The 20304-nt window shown below is 71.8% G+C and carries 9 protein-coding genes; 8 read left to right on the top strand and 1 reads right to left on the bottom strand.

The features are described 5' to 3' along the window. Positions 1–8 precede the first annotated feature (8 nt). Genes ABTX78_RS19880 through ABTX78_RS19865 form a run of 4 tightly spaced genes read left to right on the top strand, consistent with a single transcriptional unit; the run spans position 9 to position 10028 of the window. Positions 9–3296 (top strand): SDR family oxidoreductase, encoded by a 3288-nt coding sequence (locus ABTX78_RS19880; protein ID WP_352208084.1) that lies wholly within the window; start codon positions 9–11, stop codon positions 3294–3296. Beyond that, positions 3293–6166, top strand: a complete 2874-nt coding sequence (locus tag ABTX78_RS19875; RefSeq protein ID WP_352208083.1) for a KR domain-containing protein — start codon at positions 3293–3295, stop codon at positions 6164–6166. The genes ABTX78_RS19880 and ABTX78_RS19875 overlap by 4 nt, the downstream gene beginning before the upstream one ends. After that, a complete protein-coding gene (locus tag ABTX78_RS19870; protein ID WP_352208082.1) occupies positions 6163–7569 on the top strand; it encodes a cytochrome P450 in 1407 nt (468 codons plus the stop codon). The genes ABTX78_RS19875 and ABTX78_RS19870 overlap by 4 nt, the downstream gene beginning before the upstream one ends. Beyond that, positions 7566–10028, top strand: a complete 2463-nt coding sequence (locus ABTX78_RS19865) for an SDR family NAD(P)-dependent oxidoreductase (protein WP_352208081.1) — start codon at positions 7566–7568, stop codon at positions 10026–10028. Before ABTX78_RS19870 ends, ABTX78_RS19865 begins: the two co-directional genes overlap by 4 nt. A 77-nt stretch (positions 10029–10105) precedes the next feature. Here ABTX78_RS19865 and ABTX78_RS19860 read toward each other — a convergent pair whose 3' ends face one another. Then, positions 10106–10699, bottom strand: a complete 594-nt coding sequence (locus tag ABTX78_RS19860; RefSeq protein WP_352208080.1) for a TetR/AcrR family transcriptional regulator — start codon at positions 10697–10699, stop codon at positions 10106–10108. Positions 10700–10961: 262 nt separating this feature from the next. On the opposite strand from ABTX78_RS19860, the gene ABTX78_RS19855 reads away from it, so the two are divergent. The 4 genes from ABTX78_RS19855 (at position 10962) to ABTX78_RS19840 (ending at position 20225) form a co-directional block, all read left to right on the top strand. Then, positions 10962–13145, top strand: coding sequence for an MMPL family transporter (locus tag ABTX78_RS19855; protein ID WP_352208079.1), 2184 nt, complete (start codon positions 10962–10964; stop codon positions 13143–13145). A gap of 154 nt (positions 13146–13299) precedes the next feature. Further along, a complete protein-coding gene (locus tag ABTX78_RS19850) occupies positions 13300–15096 on the top strand; it encodes an ABC transporter ATP-binding protein (RefSeq protein WP_352208078.1) in 1797 nt (598 codons plus the stop codon). Further along, positions 15093–16832 carry an ABC transporter ATP-binding protein gene (locus tag ABTX78_RS19845; protein WP_352208077.1) on the top strand — a complete coding sequence of 580 codons (1740 nt, stop codon included), beginning with the start codon at positions 15093–15095 and terminating at the stop codon, positions 16830–16832. Before ABTX78_RS19850 ends, ABTX78_RS19845 begins: the two co-directional genes overlap by 4 nt. Positions 16833–17462: 630 nt before the next feature. Beyond that, a complete protein-coding gene (locus tag ABTX78_RS19840; protein ID WP_352208076.1) occupies positions 17463–20225 on the top strand; it encodes a LuxR C-terminal-related transcriptional regulator in 2763 nt (920 codons plus the stop codon). Positions 20226–20304: the final 79 nt, after the last annotated feature.

The following is a 20304-nucleotide window of genomic DNA, read 5'->3' as shown; positions in this document are numbered from 1 at the left end:
GACACCCTGTGAGCGACGGCGAGTTCGCCGGACGGACAGCCCTGGTCACCGGCGGCGCGGGAAGCGTCGGCCGGATCGTCGTGGAACGGCTCGCCGAGCGCGGCGCGACCGTTCTGCTGAACTGCTTCCACTCCTACGACTCCGCCAAGGAACAGGCCCGCGCCCTCGTCGGCCGCGGTCTCGACGTACGCGTGGTGCGGGCCTCCGTGGCCCGTCCCGCGCAGGTCGAGCGGATGTTCGCGGAGATCGGCGACGAACACGGCCGGCTCGACATCCTGGTCAACAACGCGGCCGCGGGCTCCTTCGTCCCCTTCGACGAGATCACCGAGGAACTGCTCGACCGCACCTACACCACCAACGTCAAGGGCCCCCTGTGGTGCGCCCGTTACGCGCGTCCGCTGCTCGCCGCGGCCGGCGGGCGGGGCGGCGCGATCGTCAACGTCTCCTCGCTGGGAGCGACGACCACACCCGCCAACTACCTGCCGGTCGGCGTGTCGAAGGCCGCGCTGGAGGCCCTGACCCGCTACCTCGCAGCCGAGCTCGCCGAGGACGGGATCCGGGTGAACGCGGCCTCCTGCGGCCTCATCGACAACCCGGTCGGCCAGATGTTCCCGGCCTTCGCGGACGTCCGGGCGAACACGGTCGCGGCGACGCCACTGGGGCGCCTCGGCCGCCCGGAGGACCTCGCGGAGGTCGTGCTGTTCCTCAGCTCGGAACGCTCGGGCTGGGTGACCGGCCAGACGGTCCTGGCGGACGGCGGGCTGACGCTGCTGCGCTCCGCGATGTCTCCGACGCGGGAGCCGGCGGAGGAGGCTTCCACGGCGGCGACGGAGACGGTGTCGCCGCCGGCGGTCGGCGCCGACGCGACGGCGGCGCGGGGCAGTACGGGCGCGGCGACGGCTGCGGAAGCGGCTCGCTCTTCCGCGGAGGCTCCCGACGGCCGGGGCGCAAGCCGCACGGCCGCCGACACCGTCCAGGCCCGCCGCACGGCCGGCCGGCCCACCACCGTGCCCGAGCTCGCAGACGAGGAGTTCCTGCCCGCCGGGGAAACCGCCGTCTGCGGTGATGTGCTCCTCCCGGACTCGGGCGCACAGGCCGGCTCCGCCGGAGCATCCGACGGCGACCCGGCCGATTCCACCGACCCCGCCGATGATCCCATCGCCGTCGTCGGCATGGGCATGGCCATACCCGGAGCGTCCTCCCCGGAGGAGTTCTGGCGGCTCCTGCTCGACGGCGCGGAGCTCTTCGTCGACGCTCCCGCCGACCGGTGGGACATCGCACGGTTCCACCACGACGACCGTCGCGCGCCCGACAAGACCTATCAGCGGCGGTCCGGCTTCATCACCGGCTTCCAGCCGCACGAGAAGCTCCGGGCGGAGGGTCTCGCCGACGCCGGCCTCGACCACACCGCGCTCTGGCTGCGGCACAGCCTCCACCAGGCCCTCGACGGCGTACGCCGGACATCCGCGGACCGCTTCTCCTTCTGCGTCGGCTACACCCCCGACGGCAGCCAGCACCTCGAAGAGGCCTTCGTTCTCCGTTCCGCGCTGGACACCCTCGCCGAGGACGGCGACGACGCCCTCGACGGTCCGGTCGGGGACGCCCTGCGGCGGCGGTTCAGCCGCGGCGACGACCCCTCGGCCGCGTATCTCCCCCACCGCGTCGGCCAGGACGCCATGGACGGCATCCTGCCGTCGGGCACCCGGCTGCACATGGTGGACACCGCCTGCTCGTCCTCGCTCTACGCGATGGACCTCGGCGTACGCGATCTGCTCTCCGGGCAGAGCGACATCGCCGTGTGCGGCGGTTCCTTCGCGCTAGCTCCGAGCGGCTCGATCCTGTTCGCCAAGCTCAACGGGCTGTCCGCGGGCGGCGCCGTGCGCGCGCTGGACGCCGGCGCGGACGGTGCGCTGTTCTCGGACGGCGCGGGGCTCGTCGTGCTCAAGCGGCTCTCGCGCGCCCGCGCCGACGGTGACCGGGTCCTGGGCATCGTCTCGGCGATCGGTCTGTCGGCGGACGGCCGTGGGAAGGCCATCTACGCACCGGCTCCCGCGGGCCAGGAGCTCGCCGTGGAGCGGGCGTTCGACCGCAGCGGCCTCGGCCCGGACGACGTGGACTGGATCGTCGCCCACGCCACCGGCACCCCGGCGGGCGACGAGGCCGAGTTCACCAGCCTCGCCCAGCGCTACTCGGGCAGCCGCACCACACTGGTCACCTCCAACAAGTCGCTGGTCGGGCACTGCGGTTGGGCCGCCGGTGTCGTGTCGGTGATCCACACCCTGCTGGCGCTGCGCCACGACACGATCCCCGCGCAATACCGCTTCGAGCGGCTGCCGGACGCGCTCGCCGGGCAGGGGGACGGTCTCACGGTGCCGGAGCGGCCGGTGCCCTGGCCCGCCGACGCCCGCCGCCCCCGCCGTGCCGCGGTGTCGGGCTTCGGGTTCGGCGGCACCAACGCCCACATGATCATTTCCGAGGACCACCCCGGCACCCGCTCCGGGCACCCCGCGGCGCTTCCCGCGCCGCTCGGCGAGGATCTGGTCGTGGTCGGCTGGTCGTCCCAGATGCCGGGCAGCCCCGAGGCCGACGAGGTCGCGGCCTGGGCGGCGAACGGCGGGTCCGCCAAGGACTTCGAGCCGTCGTTCGGGCCGGCGTACCCCGTACCGCCGTTCCAGGAACTGCGGATGCCACCGCCGACCGCGCGGACGACCGACCGTACCCAGCTGATGATGGTCCGCTGCATGCAGCGGCTCGACGAGCGGGTGCGCGAGCTGTGCCTCGGCCACCACCGGACCACCGGCGTGGTGGTCGGCCACACCGGCGCCACCCGCAACGCCCTGCTCTACAAGACCCGCGCCTATCTCGACGAGATCGGCCACGCGGTGGCCGGGGCGGGTGAGCCGGCCGCCACGGCCAAGTTCCTTCAGCGTCTGGAGGAACGGGCGACCGGTCTGATCGCCGCACCGACGGAGGACTCGTTCCCCGGCGAGATGCCCAATGTCATCGCGGCCCGGCTGTCCAACTACTTCGACCTGCGGGGACTCAACATCACGGTCGACGCGGGCGAGGCATCGCTGCTGGAGGCGTTCGACGTGGCCGGCTCGTACCTGGACTTCCGGGAGATCGACGTCGCGCTCGTGGCGGGCGTCAACGGAACGGCGCTGCCCGGGTGGAACGACACCGCGGGCCGCCGGGCCGCCGAGGGCGCCTTCCTCTTCGTCGTGACCCGCAGGTCCCTCGCCGAGGAGGCCGGCCTGCCCGTGCTGGCCGTCATGGAAAGGAGCGTGGCAGCGTGACCGCCCCGCACGAGGGTTCCACGACCCTGCTGGGCGCCGAGGGCGCCCGCGAACTGATCGCGTTCCTCACGGCGTCCGGGCCCGTCCGGACACCGTCGGGCGGGACCGCGGTGATCGAACGCGCCGTCCAGGACGGCGGCCCGGTCCACCGGCTGCGCCTGCGCCACCCGGACGCGCCGCGCACGCCGGCCGAACCGGCACCGCGCCCGACCGCCGAGCAGGCACCGCGTACGACCACCGAACCGGCACGACGGACGACCACCGAGCCCGCACCGCGCGTGGCCACCCGCACCGAGCCGGTCGAACCGCCTGAGCCCGCATCCGCTGAGCAGACGGCCCCGGCCGCACCGCACCTCCTCGACCGGCATGTCCTGCGGCTCGCCCCCGCGGCACGTCCCGCACGCGCAGGCGGGCCCGTCCCACCGCTCTTCCCGCCCGACACCGTCGTGCTGACCGACCGTCTCTCCACGCTGGGCACACACCAACCGCACCCCGGCAGCACCGTGCTGACACCGCTTCAGGACGAGAGCATCGAGGCCGACGTCCTGCACACGCGGCCCCGGCATGTGCGCGTCCTGGTCGACCTGTCGCAGGAGGATCCGCTCGCCGGGCCCTCCGAGCGGCTGCTCCGGCTGCACGACGCGGTGTTCCGTACGGCCAAGGCCTGCGCCGAACTGCCCGACCGGCCCGAGTCGTTCGCCGTCGTCGTCCTCGGCGGCATCGACGCGTCCCGGGTGCCGCATCCCTGCACCGGCCTGTTCACCGGGTTCGTCAAGAGCCTCGCACTCGAATGGCCCGCGTCCTCGGTGCTGGCCGTGGTCCACGACGCCACCGAGCTGTCGGCGGCCGAGACGGACGCCGCCGCGGAGACCCTGGCCGAGCAGATGCTGCCCGTCGTCTCGTTCGCGGGCGGCACCCGGCTTCTGTGGCAGGCCGTCCCGGAGCCGGGAGCCGTCCGGGCCCCGGCCGCGCCGCACGGGTACACCGTCGTCGCGGCGGGCGGCGGGCGCGGTATCGGCGCCGAGCTGCTCACCGCCCTGGCGCGCCGCGACCGGCCCCGGCTCCATGTCATCGGCTCCACCCGGCTCGACGGGGTGACGGCGCAGGACGCCGGGCTGACCCGCAAGGACTTCATCCGCGCGCGCAGCACCGGGCCGGACCGGCTCACCGTGAAGGAGGCGAACGCCGCCTTCGACCGGCTGTCCGCCGCCGTCGAGGTGCAGGCCAATCTGCGGACGCTGGAGGACATCTGCGGCCCGGACAGGGTCACGTACCACGTCTGCGACCTCCGTGACCGTGACGCCGTGGACACGGTCGTCGGGCGGATCACGGCGGCCGAGGCGGACGGCGTCGAGCTGCTGCTCGACATCGCCGGCACCAACCGTGCCGCGTCGGTGGACCAGAAGAGCCTGGAGGACTTCCGTACCGTCCGCGATCTGAAGGTCCGCAGTTACGCGAACCTCAAGGCCGCGTTCGGCGACCGTCAGCCGCGCCGCTGGTGCAATTTCGGCTCCTTCGTCGGCTTCACGGGCCAGACCGGGGAGACCGACTACGGCGCCGCGAACGACTACTTCAACACCGCGGCCCTGCACAGCGTCTCCCGTGGGCTGCGCGAGTTCACCATCGGCTGGACGCTGTGGCGGGACGTGGGTCTCGGGTCGACCCCGATCATGCGCACCTTCCTCGCGAAGAGCGCGCAGTTCACCGCCATGCCCACCCCGGAGGGGATCGACCACTTCCTGCACGAGCTCGACCAGGCCGAACACAGCCCGGTCACCGTGCTGTTCGGCGACCCCGAGCGGGCCGCCATCGAGGCGGCCGTCCCCGGCTATCTGGAGTTCTGCAGGACCGGGCCGGCACCCGCCGTGCCCGCGGCTCCCACGGCACCCGCCGTGCCCGCGGCCGCCACGGCCCCCGCCCTGCCGGACTTCTTCGTCGACGACATCGTGGACCGCAGCCCCGACCGGCTCACCGTGGTCCGCACCTTCAACCAGGAACGGGACGCCTACCTCCACGAGCACGTGGTCAACGGCTATCCCACCCTGCCCGGCACCTTCGTCCCCGAACTCGCCGCGCAGGCCGCCATGCATCTGGTGCCCGGCCGCGTCCCGGCCGTCCTGGAGGACATCCGGCTCGACTCGTTCCTGCGTGTCTACCGGCCGGGCCGCGACGAGACCAAACGCATCACCGCCCGCCTCGTCACCCACGGCCCGGCCGAGAGCGTCGTCGACATCGAGGTGACGGGCGACGTCCTGGCTCCGAACGGGCGGCTGCTGGTCAAGGACCGCCGTCACTTCTCGGCGCGCGTACGGCTGCGGGACGAGCCTGTCGCCGCGCCGCGCTGGGACCACTGGGACGACCAGGGCGCCGCGCCCATGGCCGACCCGTACCACCTGCCCAACCCGGCCGTCCTGCTGAGCGGTGTGTTCGTCTCCACCGGTGACACCCGCACCCATCCGCACGGCAGGCGCGCCCGCTACACGCCCGACCGGCCCGGCATCGAGCGCTGGTTCTCCGGACTCGTCGTGCCCTCCGTGCTGCTGGACGGTCTGGCGCGGGTCTCCGTGCTCGACCGCAGCGACGGCGACTGGACCCCGTTGGCCGTCCCCCGCACGATCCGCCGCATCGATCTCTACGGCGGCCACACCGACGCCACGCTCGCCGCGGCGGGCACCCGGGTCGAGCTGTACTCACTGCCCTCGCTTCTCGACCTGGAGAGCGAGGAGGACAACCGGGCCGTGGCGGTCACCGCGGCCGGAGACGTGGTCCTGCAGATCAAGGACATGACCGGTGTCGTACTCGGCCATGTGAACCAGTCGACCGGCGAGTACCGCGAACGCCGGCGCCCTGCCGAGGAGGCAACATCGTGACCGAGGCACACGACAGGACGACCGCCGCGCCGCCGGCGCCCGAGGGCGTCTGCCCCGTGACCGGAGCCCGCGCGAAGCAGGTCCAGGGGCCGACGAGCTTCCCGCTGTCCTCGCCCGTCATCTCGACCGTGGCGTACGCGTCCGACCCTCCGGGGTACTCGCTGCGTGCCCAGCAGAACCACGGCACCGTGGTGAAGCTGCCGATCCTGCCGCACAATCCGACCGTGCAGCTCTCCGCGCCGGACGCCATCCGCCGGGTGCTCCAGGGCAACGCCGGCAACTACGCGCGCGGCGCGTACTACGAGGCGTTCGAACTGTTCATGGGCCAGGGGCTGCTCACCCTCGACGACGGCGACTGGCGCGGCCACCGCAAGGTCGTCAATCCCGCCTTCACCCCGAACGCGATCGCCGCCCGCGGGGCGCAGAGCGACGAGGCCGTCGCCGACCTGCTCGACCGCTGGGCCGAACACGCCCGCACGGGGCGGCCCTTCGACCTCTTCACCGAGTCCATGAAGCTGACCTGCCGGGTGATGGGGCTGGCGCTGGTGGGCAAGGACCTGTCCCAGGACGGCGGAGAGTTCGCGCAGGCCGTCTCGGTCGCCCTGGAGGCGATCTTCAAGAACGTCGGCTCGCTGGACAAGGCGATCCCGTCGTTCGTCCCGACCCCCTACCGCCGCCGTGTCGCCCGCGCCCGGCGCACCCTGGAGAGGGTCGTCGCCGAGGCCGCACAGAACGTCGATCTCGGCGTGGGCGGTGAAGTGGCCACGCTCATCCGGGAGTCGGACCTTCCCGAGGACGCGCTCTGGGCCGACCTCGTCACGCTGTTCCTGGCGGGCGTCGAGACGACGGCGCTCTCGCTGTCCTGGACGCTCTACGAGGTCGCGCGGGACGCGGGTGTCCGGGAGCGGCTGGAGGAGGAGACGGACCGGCTGCTGCACGGCCGTATGCCCACCGCGCAGGACCTGTCCCGGCTCACCTATGCGGGCATGGTCGTCGACGAGGGCCTGCGGATGCATCCGCCGGTCTGGCAGTTCACCCGTGAGGCGATCGGGGAGGACGTTCTCGCCGGCCATCACATCCCCGCGGGGACGCCGCTGCTCGTCTCCGTGTACGGGGCGCACTACAACCCCGAGCAGTGGGAGGACCCGGAGCGCTTCGACCCGGAGCGGTTCCGGCCCGGTGCGTCGCCGACCCAGGACCGTTCGGCGTATCTGCCCTTCGGCGGCGGTCGGCGTCAGTGCATCGGCAAGCGGATGGGTCTTGCGCTGCTCCAGCAGACGGTGGCGGCGGTGTCGGGCAGGTTCCGGCTCTCGCTCACCCGTGACGCGGCCCGCGAGGGTGCGTTCATCACGCTGTTCCCCAAGGGCGGCATCCAGGTGAAGGCCGAGGAGCGCCACCGATGACGACCACCAGCGCCGGGCCGGCAACGGCCCGGACGACCACCGGCTCCACGCCCGCCACGGATCCGACGACAACTCCCGCGCCCGCCACGGATCAGTGGCCCGCGGTCCGGCCGCACCTCTCCTCGTTCGACCCGGACGCCTTCGTGCGTCCGGTCGACCGGTTCGTCTGGGAACCGGTCCCCGTGCCGCACAACGGCCCCGCGCCGGGCCGTCCACTGGCCGGCCGCCGGCTGCTGCTCGTCGGTGAGTCGGCCGCACTGGTGGCCGCCGTGTCCGCCGAACTCGGCGAGCGCGGCGCGCTGGTCGTGCGGTCCGATCCCGGCACGCCGCTGCGGGCGGAGGGCTGGGACGGCATCGTCGATCTCAATGTGATGGGCGAGACGTACGAACTGGGCGACACCGGCTGGCAGTCGGCGCTCACCCGCACCACCGAGGCGGTCCGCGCCGCCTATCGGCGCTGGGCCGACGAGCCGCGCTTCGGACGGCACGTCTATCTCGCCCTGACCCGGCTCGGCGGGCTCTCGGGCCACGGCGACGGCGAGGTGCCGCAGCCGCTGGGCGGCATCTGGGCCGGTCTCGCGAAGTGCCTGCCGCGTGAACTGCCCGCCGCCGGAATCGTCGTGGTCGACCTGGACCGCGCGGACGCCGGCGCGATCGCGGACGCGGTCGAGCGGGAGTACGTACGACCGGATCAGTTCGAGGTCGGGTACCGCGACGGCGTACGCCATGTGCTCGCGGGCCGTCCCGCCCCCGCGTGCCCGCCCGGCGGGAGTCCGCCGGGCCCCGCTGACACCGTGCTCATCACCGGCGGTGCGCGCGGTGTCGGATTCGCGGCGGCCCGCGCGTTCGCCGAGTCCTTCGGCTGCCGTGTCGTCGTCACGGGCCGCGGCGAGCGCCCGGAGGCGAACGAGGTGAACGCCCTCGACGACGAGGAGTTCACCGCCTGGCGCCGCCGCCGGATGGCCGGCGCGCGCACCCCGCGGGACCTCGCCGCCGCCCGGGGCGAGATTCGCCGCGCGGACGAGAACCGTACGGTGCACCGCAATCTGGCGCAGGCGGCCGCCGACGGGCTGCGCATCGACTATCTGCGCTGCGACTGCACGGACGCGGGGCAGGTCGAGCAGGCCTTCGCCGCACTCGGCGACGGCCCGCAGTTCGTGGTCCACAACGCCGGTATCGACGACCCCGCCCGTTTCGACCGCAAGTCGGCCGAGTCCGTGGTGCGTACGGTCGACGTGAAGGTCACCGGCTTCGCGAACCTGGTCACGGCGATCCTCGCGCGTCCCGAACGGCGCGCCCGGCTGCGGCTGTTGAGCAACGTCGGGTCGCTCGCGGGCCGGATGGGCGGAATGGTCGGCCAGATCGACTACGCGGCGGGCAACGAGGCGCTCGCCCGGCTCGGTTTCTGGGCGCGCGACAATCTCGGACTGCCGGTGCAGACCCTGTGCTGGCCGACCTGGGAGCGGCTCGGGGTCATCGCGAACTACTCCGCCGCCGTCCGCTACGTCTCGACGCTCGACCCCGGCGAGGGTGCCCGCCGCTGGGTGGCGGAACTCGCCTCCGGCCACACGGACGAGGCCGTGTTCCTGGGCCGGATCGGGGCCGTACTGGCGCCGGGTCAGCTGCGCGGCTTCGGCATGCTGACCGGCCATCCGGACCTGCCCAGGCTGCACGCGCTGGACCACCACCTCGGCGAGGTGGAGGAGTACGAGATCTTCCGGTCCCTGCGCACCACGCGCACATGGGACGCCGATCGGCATCCGTGTCTGTCGGAGGTACGGGTCGACGGCGCCCCGGCGGTCCCGGTCGGCGTGGTCGTGGAGCACGCGGTCGCGGCCGGCGACTGGGTGGTCCCGGAGGGCTGGCCGCTGCTGCATCTGCGGGAGTTGCGCGGGCTGCGCGTACGGCTGGAGGGGCTGCGGTTCACCGGCGGTTCCCTGACCCTGCACCGTGAGGCCCGCGGCGGTCACCGGAACGGCGAGTGGTGCGTGGACGTCACGGTCCGCGACCCCGCCGGCGCCGACATCGCGAGCGTCACCCTCGTCTACGGTCCCGAGCCGGCCGGACATCCCCCGGTGCGCGCCGAGCGGTCATCACTCGGGCCGGCGGCGGGGGCGGGCAGGCTGGGCTGGGCCGGCGTGGTGTTCCGCGAGGCCCGGCCGGAGCCCGGCGACCAGGGGCGGCTGGCACTGTATCCGGTCCTGCCGGCGGATCTGTGGACCGTGCCCTTCCCGCCGGAGCCCACCCTCGCCCCGGCGGCGATCGAGACGATCGTGCGCGAGACGGACCGCCGTGCGGAGCGTACGTCGGCGGGCGTCCTGACGATCGGGCGGCTGGTGCTGAGCCCGGGGGCCCAGCGGGTCGACGAGCTGCGGGCCGGTGCCGTGCCGGGACAGTGGACGGGGCTGCGCGCGGGGGTAGGTGTGCTCCTGGCGGAGGACGTCGGGCTCACTGACTGATGTGCCGGCCCGGCGGGCGTGCGACGCCGGGCCGGCAGCGAGCCGCCTGCGCCGCGGCGGGACGGCCCTGTGCCGTCTCAGCCGCGGCGCCAGCCGCTGACGACGGCACGCAGGGTGGCTTCGTAGGCGTCGCCGATGTCGAGCCCCGGAGGCTCGTTCCCGGACAGCTCCAGGGACACCAGGCCATGGGCCGCGCCCCAGCAGGACAGGGCGATCACATCGGGCGAGCCGTCCTTGAACTGGCCGGCCGCCTGACCTCTGACCACCGCGTCGACGAGCGGCTGGATGGTCTCGCCGACTTCTGTCCTGCGCTCCAGTGTCGGTTCGTAGTCGACGGTGCGGTCGGCGAACATGATCGCGTACAGGTGAGGGTTCGCCAGTGCGTACTCGCGATAGGCCTTGCCGAGCCGGATGACGTCGGCCGCCGGGTCGTCGGACGAGTCGACCGTGGCCAGGCGCGCGACGAACAGCCTGGCCGCCTCCCGGTACAGGCTGTCGAGCAGCCCGGCCTTGTTTCCGAACAGCGAATACACCGCTGTGGTCGACGTCTTCACGTCGGCGGCGAGCCGCCGCAGGCTCAGGGCCGCGGTGCCCCGGTCGAAGACCGTGGCGGCAGCGCGGTTGATGAGCTTGAGACGGAGTGCTTCGTCATGAGTCTTGAGCCGGGCCATGCGTCAAATGTATCGCAACACCGTTTTACAAGCCGGTGGACAGCAGCCCAAGACCTCGCTCACTGACACGGCGCTGACACCGCCCAAAAATCTTGCACACCGTCTAAGACGTCTATCGTCCTAGGTCAGACCCTGTGAGCATCGATTCACTCCCACCTCGATGCGCGCCGATTCGCCAGGACGGGCATTGATAACGCTGTTACTGTTGCCGTAGCTTCGAAGCATGGCAAGCGGAACATGCGAAACGATCTAGGGAGTTGGGATGTTCGAGGGGTTGGGGCGGTTCATCCACCGGGGGCGCAAGCCCCTGCTGATCCTCACACTGGTGTTCGCCGTACTCTCCGGGGTGTACGGCGTCGGCGTCTTCGGCGACATGAAACCCGGCGGATTCGAGGACCCGAAGTCGGAGAGCCGCCAGGCGGCCCTCCTTGCCGAGAAGGCGTTCCCGCAGCGCGCACCGGACGCGGTCGTCGTCTATCGCAGCGATGACAAGACGGTCGACGACCCGGCGTTCCAGAAGGCCGTCGTCGGCAAGATCTCGTCGCTGCCGAAGTCGGTGGTCACCGGGTCGGCGCACTTCTGGATGACCAAGATGCCCTCGCAGGTGAGCCGGGACCGGCACGCGACGTACGTCGCCATGAACCTGCACGGCAGCGATGACAACACCAAGGAAGAGTCCTACAAGAAGATCAAGGACAAGCTGGACGTCGCCGGGTTCGAGACCCTGCGCGGCGGTCCCGTCCCCACCGGCCACCAGGCCGGTGAGGAGATCGGCAAGGATCTCGGCGCCGCCGAGGGCTTCTCGTTCCCCATCCTCTTCCTGCTGCTGGTGGTCGTCTTCGGCGGACTGGCCGCGGCGAGCCTGCCACTGCTCGTCGGCGGACTCTCCATCATCGGCTCCATGGCGGTCCTGAGGGTCATCGCCCAGTTCACCGACGTCTCGGTGTTCGCGATGAGCCTCGTGACGATCCTGGGCCTGGCGGTCGCCATCGACTACGGCCTGCTGATCGTCAGCCGCTACCGCGAGGAGCTGCAGGCCGGCCGCACCGGCGCCGACGCCCTCGCGCGTACGGTCGCCACCGCCGGACGGACCGTCGTGGTCTCCGGCATCACGGTCGCGGTCGCCCTGTTCGGCATGACCTTCTTCCCGTTCGCCTTCCTCAAGTCCATGGCGTACGGCGGTGTGGCCGCGGTCGTGCTGTCCGTCTTCTTCTCGATCATCGCCCTGCCCGCCGCGCTGGCCGTCATGGGCCCGAAGGTCAACTCCCTGTCCCTGCGCCGCAAGAAGCGCACTGCGGCCCCCAAGGCCACGGACGAGGGCGCCTGGTTCCGGCTGGCCCACGGCCTGATGCGCCGCCCGGTCGCGGTCGCGGTCGTCACGCTGGGCGTCCTGCTCGCCCTGGCGGTGCCGTTCCTGCGGATCGAGTTCGGCGCCAACGACGCCCGCCAGCTGCCCGACACGGCCGAGGGCCGGCAGGTCCACAACATCATGGAGAAGGACTTCGAGGGCGACGGCATCAAGTCCATCGACTCGCTGCTGAAGCTCTCGGGCCCCGCACAGTCGCCGGAGCAGGGCGCGGCCCTCCAGGCGTACGCCGACAAGCTCGCCAAGGTGCCCGGCGCCAAGGGCGCCCAGATCAGCGGCGCCGAGGGCACTTCGGCCCGCGTCTCCGTCACCTTCGACGGAGTGGCGGTCTCGCCGGAGGCCCGCGACCTGGTGAACGATCTGCGCGAGGTCCCGGTGCCGGACGGCGCGACCGCGTACTTCGGGGGTGAGACCGCGGTCTTCGACGACACGCTGGACGCGCTCGCGGACACGCTGCCCTGGATGCTGCTCTACATCGCGGTCGCGACCTACATCCTGCTGTTCCTGGCCTTCGGTTCGGTCCTGCTGCCGCTGAAGGCGATCGCGATGAACCTGCTGTCCCTGTCGGCCACGTTCGGCATCCTCGTCTGGATCTTCCAGGACGGGCACCTGGCCGACCTGATCGGCTTCGACCCGACGGGCAACATCGAACCCAACATGCCGATCATGCTGTTCGCGCTGATCTTCGGACTGTCCATGGACTACGAGGTGTTCCTCGTGTCCCGGATCCGGGAGCAGTACGACACGCTCAGCGACCCGACCGCCGCGGTGGCGACGGGCCTGCAGAGCATCGGCAAGCTGATCGCCAGCGCCGCCCTGCTGATGTGCGTCCCGCTCGCGGCGATGGCGACCAGTGGCGTACTGACCATGACCCTGTTCGGTGTGGGCATGGTGATCGCCATCCTGCTCGACGTGGCCGTGGTCCGGATCCTGCTGGTGCCGGCGGTCATGAAGCTGATGGGCCGCGCCAGTTGGTGGGCCCCCGGCCCGCTCCAGAAGCTGTACGCGCGCTACGGCATCAAGGAGGGCGACGCGGCCCTCGACGACGCCTCCAAGGAGCGTGTCCCCGTAGCGGGCTGACACAGCTTCGCCCCCTCGACCGGGTGAAGTGCCGCAGTCGGCGGCGGCACTTCACCCGGCACCACCAACCTCTGCACTTGACGCACCGACTCGGGCGTCGGGTACAGTCGATCCATCTATTAGACACCGTCTAACTGAGGTCACGGAGGACCGGATGGCCGCGGAAAAGGCCGCACTCGGCGAGATCCTGCGCCCGATCAAGGGAAGGCTGCGGCTGGCAGTGGCCGCCCAGGCCGTCTCGGCGATCGCCGGCGTCGTCCCCTTCATCGCCATCGCCGAACTCGGACGGGTGTTGCTGGACAACGAACCCGACCGGTCGGACCAGGCGTGGACCATCACCGCGATCGGCGCCGGCGCCCTGCTGGTCCGGCTGATCTTCATGCTGGCGGCGGGCGCGCTCACCCACTTTGCGGACAACGAACTCCAGTTGCACATCCGCCGTGGCCTGGTGGCCCGGCTCGCCCGGGTCCCGCTGGGCTGGTTCTCCGAGCGCAACTCCGGCACCGTGAAGAAGGCCGTGCAGGACGACGTGGACGCGATGCACCACATGATCGCCCACTCCATGCTGGAGATGACCACGGCGACCGTCGTCCCGGCCGCGTCGCTGGCGTACCTCTTCTGGGTCGACTGGCAGATGACCCTCGTGACGATCGCGCCGCTCGTCGTCGGTCTCGGCCTCTACAGCGTCACGATGGCCGGGATGGCCAAGCATCTGCCCGACTACGACCGGGCGATGGGCGCGATCAACGGCAGCGCCGTCGAGTTCGTCCAGGGCATCTCCGTCGTCAAGACCTTCGGCCAGAGCCGCCGGGCCCACCAGAAGTTCCGTGACGCGGCCGACGACTTCGCCGCGTTCTTCCTCTCCTGGGTCCGCTCCACGCTCAACTCCAAGGCGGCCGCCGAGATCGTGCTGTCCCCCATCGCCGTACTGGTGGCGGTCATCACCGGCGGCGCGATCTTCGTGACCGACGGCCGGCTCGCCGGCGTCGACCTGCTGCCGTTCACGCTGCTCGGCATCGGCCTCACCGCGCCCGTGCTCGCCCTGTTCTACGCGAGCTACGAACTGCGATTCGCCAAGGCCGCCGCCGAGCGCGTCGGCGAGGTGATGAACGCCGAGGAGTTGCCGGTGGCCGAGACCCCGCGCACCCCCTCCGGCAACCACGTCAGCTACCAGGGCGTGCGGTTCAGCTACGACGGCAAGAAGGAAGCCGTGGCCGGCGTCGATCTGGAGCTGGCCCCGGGCACGGTCACCGCGCTCGTCGGGCCCTCGGGGTCCGGCAAGAGCACCCTGGCCACCCTGCTCCCCCGGTTCGGCGACGTGACCGGCGGCTCCCTGAGCATCGGCGGGGTCGACATCCGGGAACTGGCACTCGACGACCTGTACCGCCGGGTGGCTTTCGTCTTCCAGGACGTCCGGCTCACCCAGGGCACCGTCGCCGACAACATCCGTATGGCCAGGCCCGATGCGACCGCCGCCGAGGTGGCGGACGCGGCCCGTGCCGCCTGTGTCCACGACGTGATCGAGGCCCTGCCCCGCGGCTACGACTCGGTGGTCGGCGAGGACGCCCGCTTCTCCGGCGGCCAGGCGCAGCGCGTCTCGATCGCCCGCGCGCTGCTGGCCGACACCCCGGTGATCGTCCTCGACGAGGCGGCGGCGTACGCCGATCCGCAGTCCGAGGCCGCCGTCCAGGACGCGTTGTCCGAGCTGACGCGGGGCAAGATCGTGCTGCTGATCGCCCACCGGCTCTCCACCGTGGTCGACGCGGACCAGATCGCCGTACTGGAGGACGGAAAGATCGTCGAGCGGGGCACGCACACCGAACTCGTCGCCCGTGAGGGCCGATACGCCCGTATGTGGCACGCCCATGAACGCACTGTCGCCTGGCAGCCGCACCGGCCGACCCCGGCCACCCCTGTCAGCGCCGTCCCGGCGGGAGGTACCAGCCGATGATCCGCCAACTGCTCGATGTCGTGGGACCCGAGCACAACCGTCCCGTACGCCGGATGATCACCGCGCTGGTCATCTGCGCGATCCTCCAGGGCATCGCCTTCGCCCTGCTCGTCCCCGTCCTCGAAGCGCTCCTCGGCTCCGACCCCGACTCGGTCTGGCCGTGGTTGTGGGCCATGCTCGGGGTCTGCCTCCTCTACTGCGTCGCCTACTACGACTCGCTGCGCACCGGCTTCCAGGCCGGCGCCACGCTCTCCAGGACGCTGCACAACCGGATCGGCGACCAGGTGGCCTCGCTGCCGCTGGGCTGGTTCGCGCCCGAGCGCGTCGGCCAGTTGGGCCAGCTCGCCACCAAGAGCGTCATGGACGTCATGGGTGTACCGGCCCACCTGCTGCGGCCGCTCGTGACGAGCTTCGTCACCCCGGCGACCGTCGTGCTCCTCATGTACGTCTTCGACTGGCGGCTCGCCCTCGCGGCGACCCTCACGGTCCCGCTGATCGTCGGTGTCTACCGGTGGAGCGCCGGGCTGAACCGCAAGTCGGACGAGGCCCGCACCGCGGCGCACGCGGTGACCGGCGGCCGGGTGGTCGAGTTCGCCCAGCTCCAGCCCGTGCTGCGGGTGTTCGGCCGGGACGGCGCGAGCTCCGGCACCCGCGGCCTGGACGCCGCGCTGCACACGCAGTACGAGGCGTCCCGCCGGGTGCTCGTCACCGGCGTCCCCGGTCTGATCAGCTTCGCCCTCGTGATCCAGGCCGCGTTCACCGTCATCCTGGTGACCGGCACCTATCTGGTGCTCGACGGCGGGCTGGACGTGGCCAAGCTGCTGGCGATCCTCGTCCTCGCGGCCCGGTTCACCGAGCCCATCGCGGAGACCGCGGTCCTCGGCTCCACCCTGCGCACCGCCCGGTCCGCCCTGGACCGCGTCGGCGACCTGCTCGCGGAGCCCTGCCTTCCGCATCCGGACGACCCGCGGCTGCCGGCGGGCAACGACGTCGAGTTCGAGAACGTCGACTTCAGCTACGACGGCACCCGCGTGCTGTCCGGGGTCTCGCTGACCCTGCCGGAAGGCACGATGACGGCGCTGGTCGGTGCCTCCGGATCCGGCAAGACCACCGTCAGCAAGCTGATCCCCCGGTTCTGGGACGTGGACTCCGGTGTGGTGCGGGTGGGCGGCGTGGACGTCCGGGACATCGAGCCCGAGGTCCTGATGGCGAAGATCTCTGTGGTGTTCCAGGACGTGTACCTCTTCGAGGGCACGATCCTGGAGAACATCCGGGTGGGCCGGCCCGACGCGACGGACGAAGAGGTCCGTGAAGTCGCCCGGCAGGCCCGGGTGGAGGAGATCGTGCAGCGGCTACCCGACGGCTGGGACACCAAGGTCGGCGAGGGCGGCGCGCTGCTCTCCGGCGGTGAGCGCCAGCGGGTCTCCATCGCCCGCGCGATCCTGAAGAACGCCCCGATCGTGCTGCTGGACGAGGCGACCGCGTCGCTCGACCCGGAGAACGAGCAGGCGGTGCAGGAGGCGCTCAGTCACCTCACCGCGGGCCGGACCCTCCTGGTCATCGCGCACCGTCTGCAGACCGTGGCCGCCGCCGGTCAGATCCTGCTGCTGGACGAGGGCCGGATCGTGGAGCGCGGCACCCACGCCGAACTCGTGGCGGCGGACGGTCGGTACGCGGACTTCTGGGCGCAGCGCAGCCGGGCACAGCGCTGGCGGGTGGCCCGACAGCCGTCCTGACGACGGGCTTTTCGGCCACGCCTCCCCCGAACCGCTCGTCCCCGGATGCCCCCGCACCGGGGACGAGCGCTGTCCGGACACGGCTCGCGCGGCACATCCGGCGGCAATATCCGAAGCAGATCCGACATAAGTGAAGGGAAGGCATTTCAGGAACGGACCGGCAGTGCCCGCCGGCGGAAGTCAGAATTGCCGGTTCATGTTGCCGCTCGGCCTCCCCAACGGAAGCCGAATAGCAGGACCATCAGGCAATTTGCACGTTTCCGGCTCCGTCAGATTCATTCCAGCCCGGCTTCCGACGTGCCGGTCTATACTTACAACCGTCCTGTTGGCCCATCAGGTTCGAACGGCGCGAAAACGGCGTCGAATTCAAGCCGGACTGGTAGTGGACGCGTTTCCGCCAGACGCGTTTCCTTCCGGTTACAGGTTGTTCAATCAGTTGTCACATCAGGACACCTGAGGGCCGCGGGACATTCATCGAGGGGTGCTGACATTCTTCCTGCGGGGGCTTGAGAACAGATGTCAACAGATGTTGTATTTCACTGGCCGATAACTGCAAGAGAAGCCGAGCTGCACGCAGTCGAAAACTCCCTGGCGCGCGGCAGCGGCGCGATTCTCGTGGGCGGTCCCGGGGTGGGCAAGAGCCTGCTGCTCGCCACCGCGCTCGAGCGCGCTTCCGACGAGGGCCGCACCGTCCTCTCGGTGGGCGGGGCCAGCTGGAACAGCGGTGCACGCGCAAAGGGTTACGCCTCGCTCGGCGAGTGTCTGGAGTCGGTGGAGCCGTCGACCCTGGGCGGCACCGCGGCCGACCGCCCGGTCGTCGGCATCGACGACGCGCATCTGGTCGACGCCGCATCGGGCCACCGTCTGCACCGCCTGGTCGCCGCGGGGCGGCTCAGCGTGCTCGCCACCAGCCGCAAGGACGCACCGGCGCCTGCCGGTATCGACAAGCTCTGGGTCGACCGGCTCATCGACCACGTCGAGGTGGCGCCGTTCGACAGCGCGGCACTCGGTGACGTCCTGCGGGCCCGCCTCGGCGGCCACACCGACGCCACCACGCTGGAGCGGCTGTGGGCCGCCACCCACGGCAACGCGCTGATGCTGCGCGAGCTCATCGACCACGCGGTCGAGGACGAGTCCCTGCGCTGCGTCAACGGCACCTGGGTGTGGGAGGGCCTGACCGAACGCCCCGGCCGCCGGCTGTCCGAGGTGATACGGCTCGGACTGCGCGACCTCAGCCACGACGAGCTCGAACTGGTCAACATGCTCGCCGTCGCCGAGCCGCTGGAGATCGACATCGCCGCGGCGTCGGGGCTCGCACACGCCGCCGAGTCGCTGGACCTACGCGGCATCGTGACCGTCGAACGCAACGGTACGCGCGTAGACCTGCGGTTGTCGGTGCCGCTCAGCCGGGTCGTCGTCGCCTCCCGGATGTCCGACCTCACCGCACAGCGACTGCGCCGGCAGGTCGCCGACGCCGTGGAACGCACGGGCGCGCGCCGGCCCGAGGACGTCCTGCGCATCGTCTCGCTGCGGATCGAGGCCGGACTCGTCCCGGAGCGCGAGCAGTTGCTGACCGCCGCGCGCACCGCGATCCGCCGGCGGAACTTCACCCTCGCGGAGCGGCTGTGCCTGCTGGCCCTGCGCGACACCCCGACCGAGGACTCGGCGCCCTACGGCCCGGTCCCGGACTCGGCGGAGTACGGAGCGGTGCTGTGCCGGGTGGTGTCGTACGCGGCACAGCGCTCGGACAGCCCCAGGGACTGTGTCCGGGCCGCCCTGCTGCTCGGCAGGGTCCTCATCGGCAAGGGCTGCCACCAGGAGGCCGAGGCGGTGCTGCGTACGGCCCTCGGTTCAGGAGTGGAGGTCCCGCAGGACGAGTTCATCACCGCCGTGCACACCCGGGTCATCAATCTGGCCTGGCGTTTACAGCGGGTCCAGGCTGCCGGCGCGGTGCTGGACGGCGCCGTCGCGGCCGTCGGCCCCGAGCACGCCGGGATACTGCACGGCAGCCGCGCCATGATCGCCGTCATGTCCGACCAGCTCCAGGACGCCGTCGAGATCGGAGAAACGGTGCTGCGCGCCGGTGACGCGGGCATCGCAGTCACCCAGACGCTGGTGCCCGTGGTGGCGTTCGCGCGCACCGAAAGGGGCGATCCGACGGGCGCGCTGGAGATGCTGAACCGGTACCGGGACGTCTCGTTCGACTGGGACACCGACGCCGTGGTCCTGCTGGACGCCCTCGCGGCCCGCTGCTCCTGGCTCGCCGGCAACCTCAAGGACGCGGCCGACACCCTGGACGCGCCGCGCCGGTACGACTCCACGGACCGCTGGCCCGTTCTGCTGCAGACCGTCGTCGCCCGGTCCCGGCTGCTGCGGCTGCTCGGCGAGCCGGAGCGGGCGGTGGCCCTGCTGCGACAGGCCATCGCCGTCGAGACGGGTCACGAATGGCCGGCCACCCGGGCCTGGCCGCTGGCCCAACTGGCCGGTGCGCTCGCCGAGTCCGGTCAGCACGCCGAGGCGCTGCGCACGCTCGTCGAGGCGCGGTCGATGCAGGGCGAGGCGGTCTCGCACCCGATCGCCGACGACGAGATCGCCTACGACCGGGCGCTGGTGCTCGCACACACCGGGGACCGGTCGGGTGCGGCATCCTGTGCTCTCGAACTGGCCGAACGCGCCGCGGCCGGCGGACGGACGGTCACCGCGATCATGGCGCTGCACCTGGCCGCCCGGATCAAGGAGAACGCCTCCTACCGCTTCCGGGCGCGCGCCCAGCAGCTCGCGGCGCAGTGCACCGGCGGCCTGGTGCGGGTGATGGCCGATCACATCCAGGCCCTCGCCGAGGCCGACGGCAACGCGCTCACCAAGGTCGCCCGGCAGTTCCGGGAGATGGACGCGCTGCCGCTCGCCGCGGAGGCGGCGGCCCAGGCCGCCCGCGCCCACCGGGCCGCGGGCCAGCGCCGCAAGGGCCGGGAGGCCTCGGCGACCAGCCAGGACCTGCTCCGCGCCTGCGCCGGGACCCTGCCGCCGTGGATGGTGACCGAGACCCGCAGAGACAGCGACATCGCCCCGCTCACCCCTCGCGAGCGGGAGGTGGCCGCGCTCGCCGCGACCGGGATGTCCAACCGCGACATCGCCCACCGGCTGGTGGTGTCGGTGCGGACGGTGGAGAACCATCTGCACCGGATCTACCACAAGCTGGGGATCACGGCCCGCAACGCGCTGCGCCGGGGCCTTGAGCAGGCTGCGGCGCAGTCCGACGGTGTTCGCATGTCGCCCATGCAACTGATCCGGGCGCACGAGCCGGAGCGTACGGCGGCGTCCGACGGGGACCACGGTGGCCGGCGCACCCGCAAGACCGGCAAGCTCCGGCTGGCCGACCGCACGGCGTCCTGATCGGCGAAAGGGCGGTGGCCCACGGGTTCGAGCTCGAAGGGATCACGCATGACTGGCAGTTGGGAAGGATGCCTGAGAC

This window comes from Streptomyces sp. NPDC096193, from assembly GCF_040302905.1.
Lineage (GTDB): Bacteria > Actinomycetota > Actinomycetes > Streptomycetales > Streptomycetaceae > Streptomyces.
Note: the sequence above shows the minus strand (reverse complement) of the source record. Positions and strands in the feature narration are given on the sequence as shown.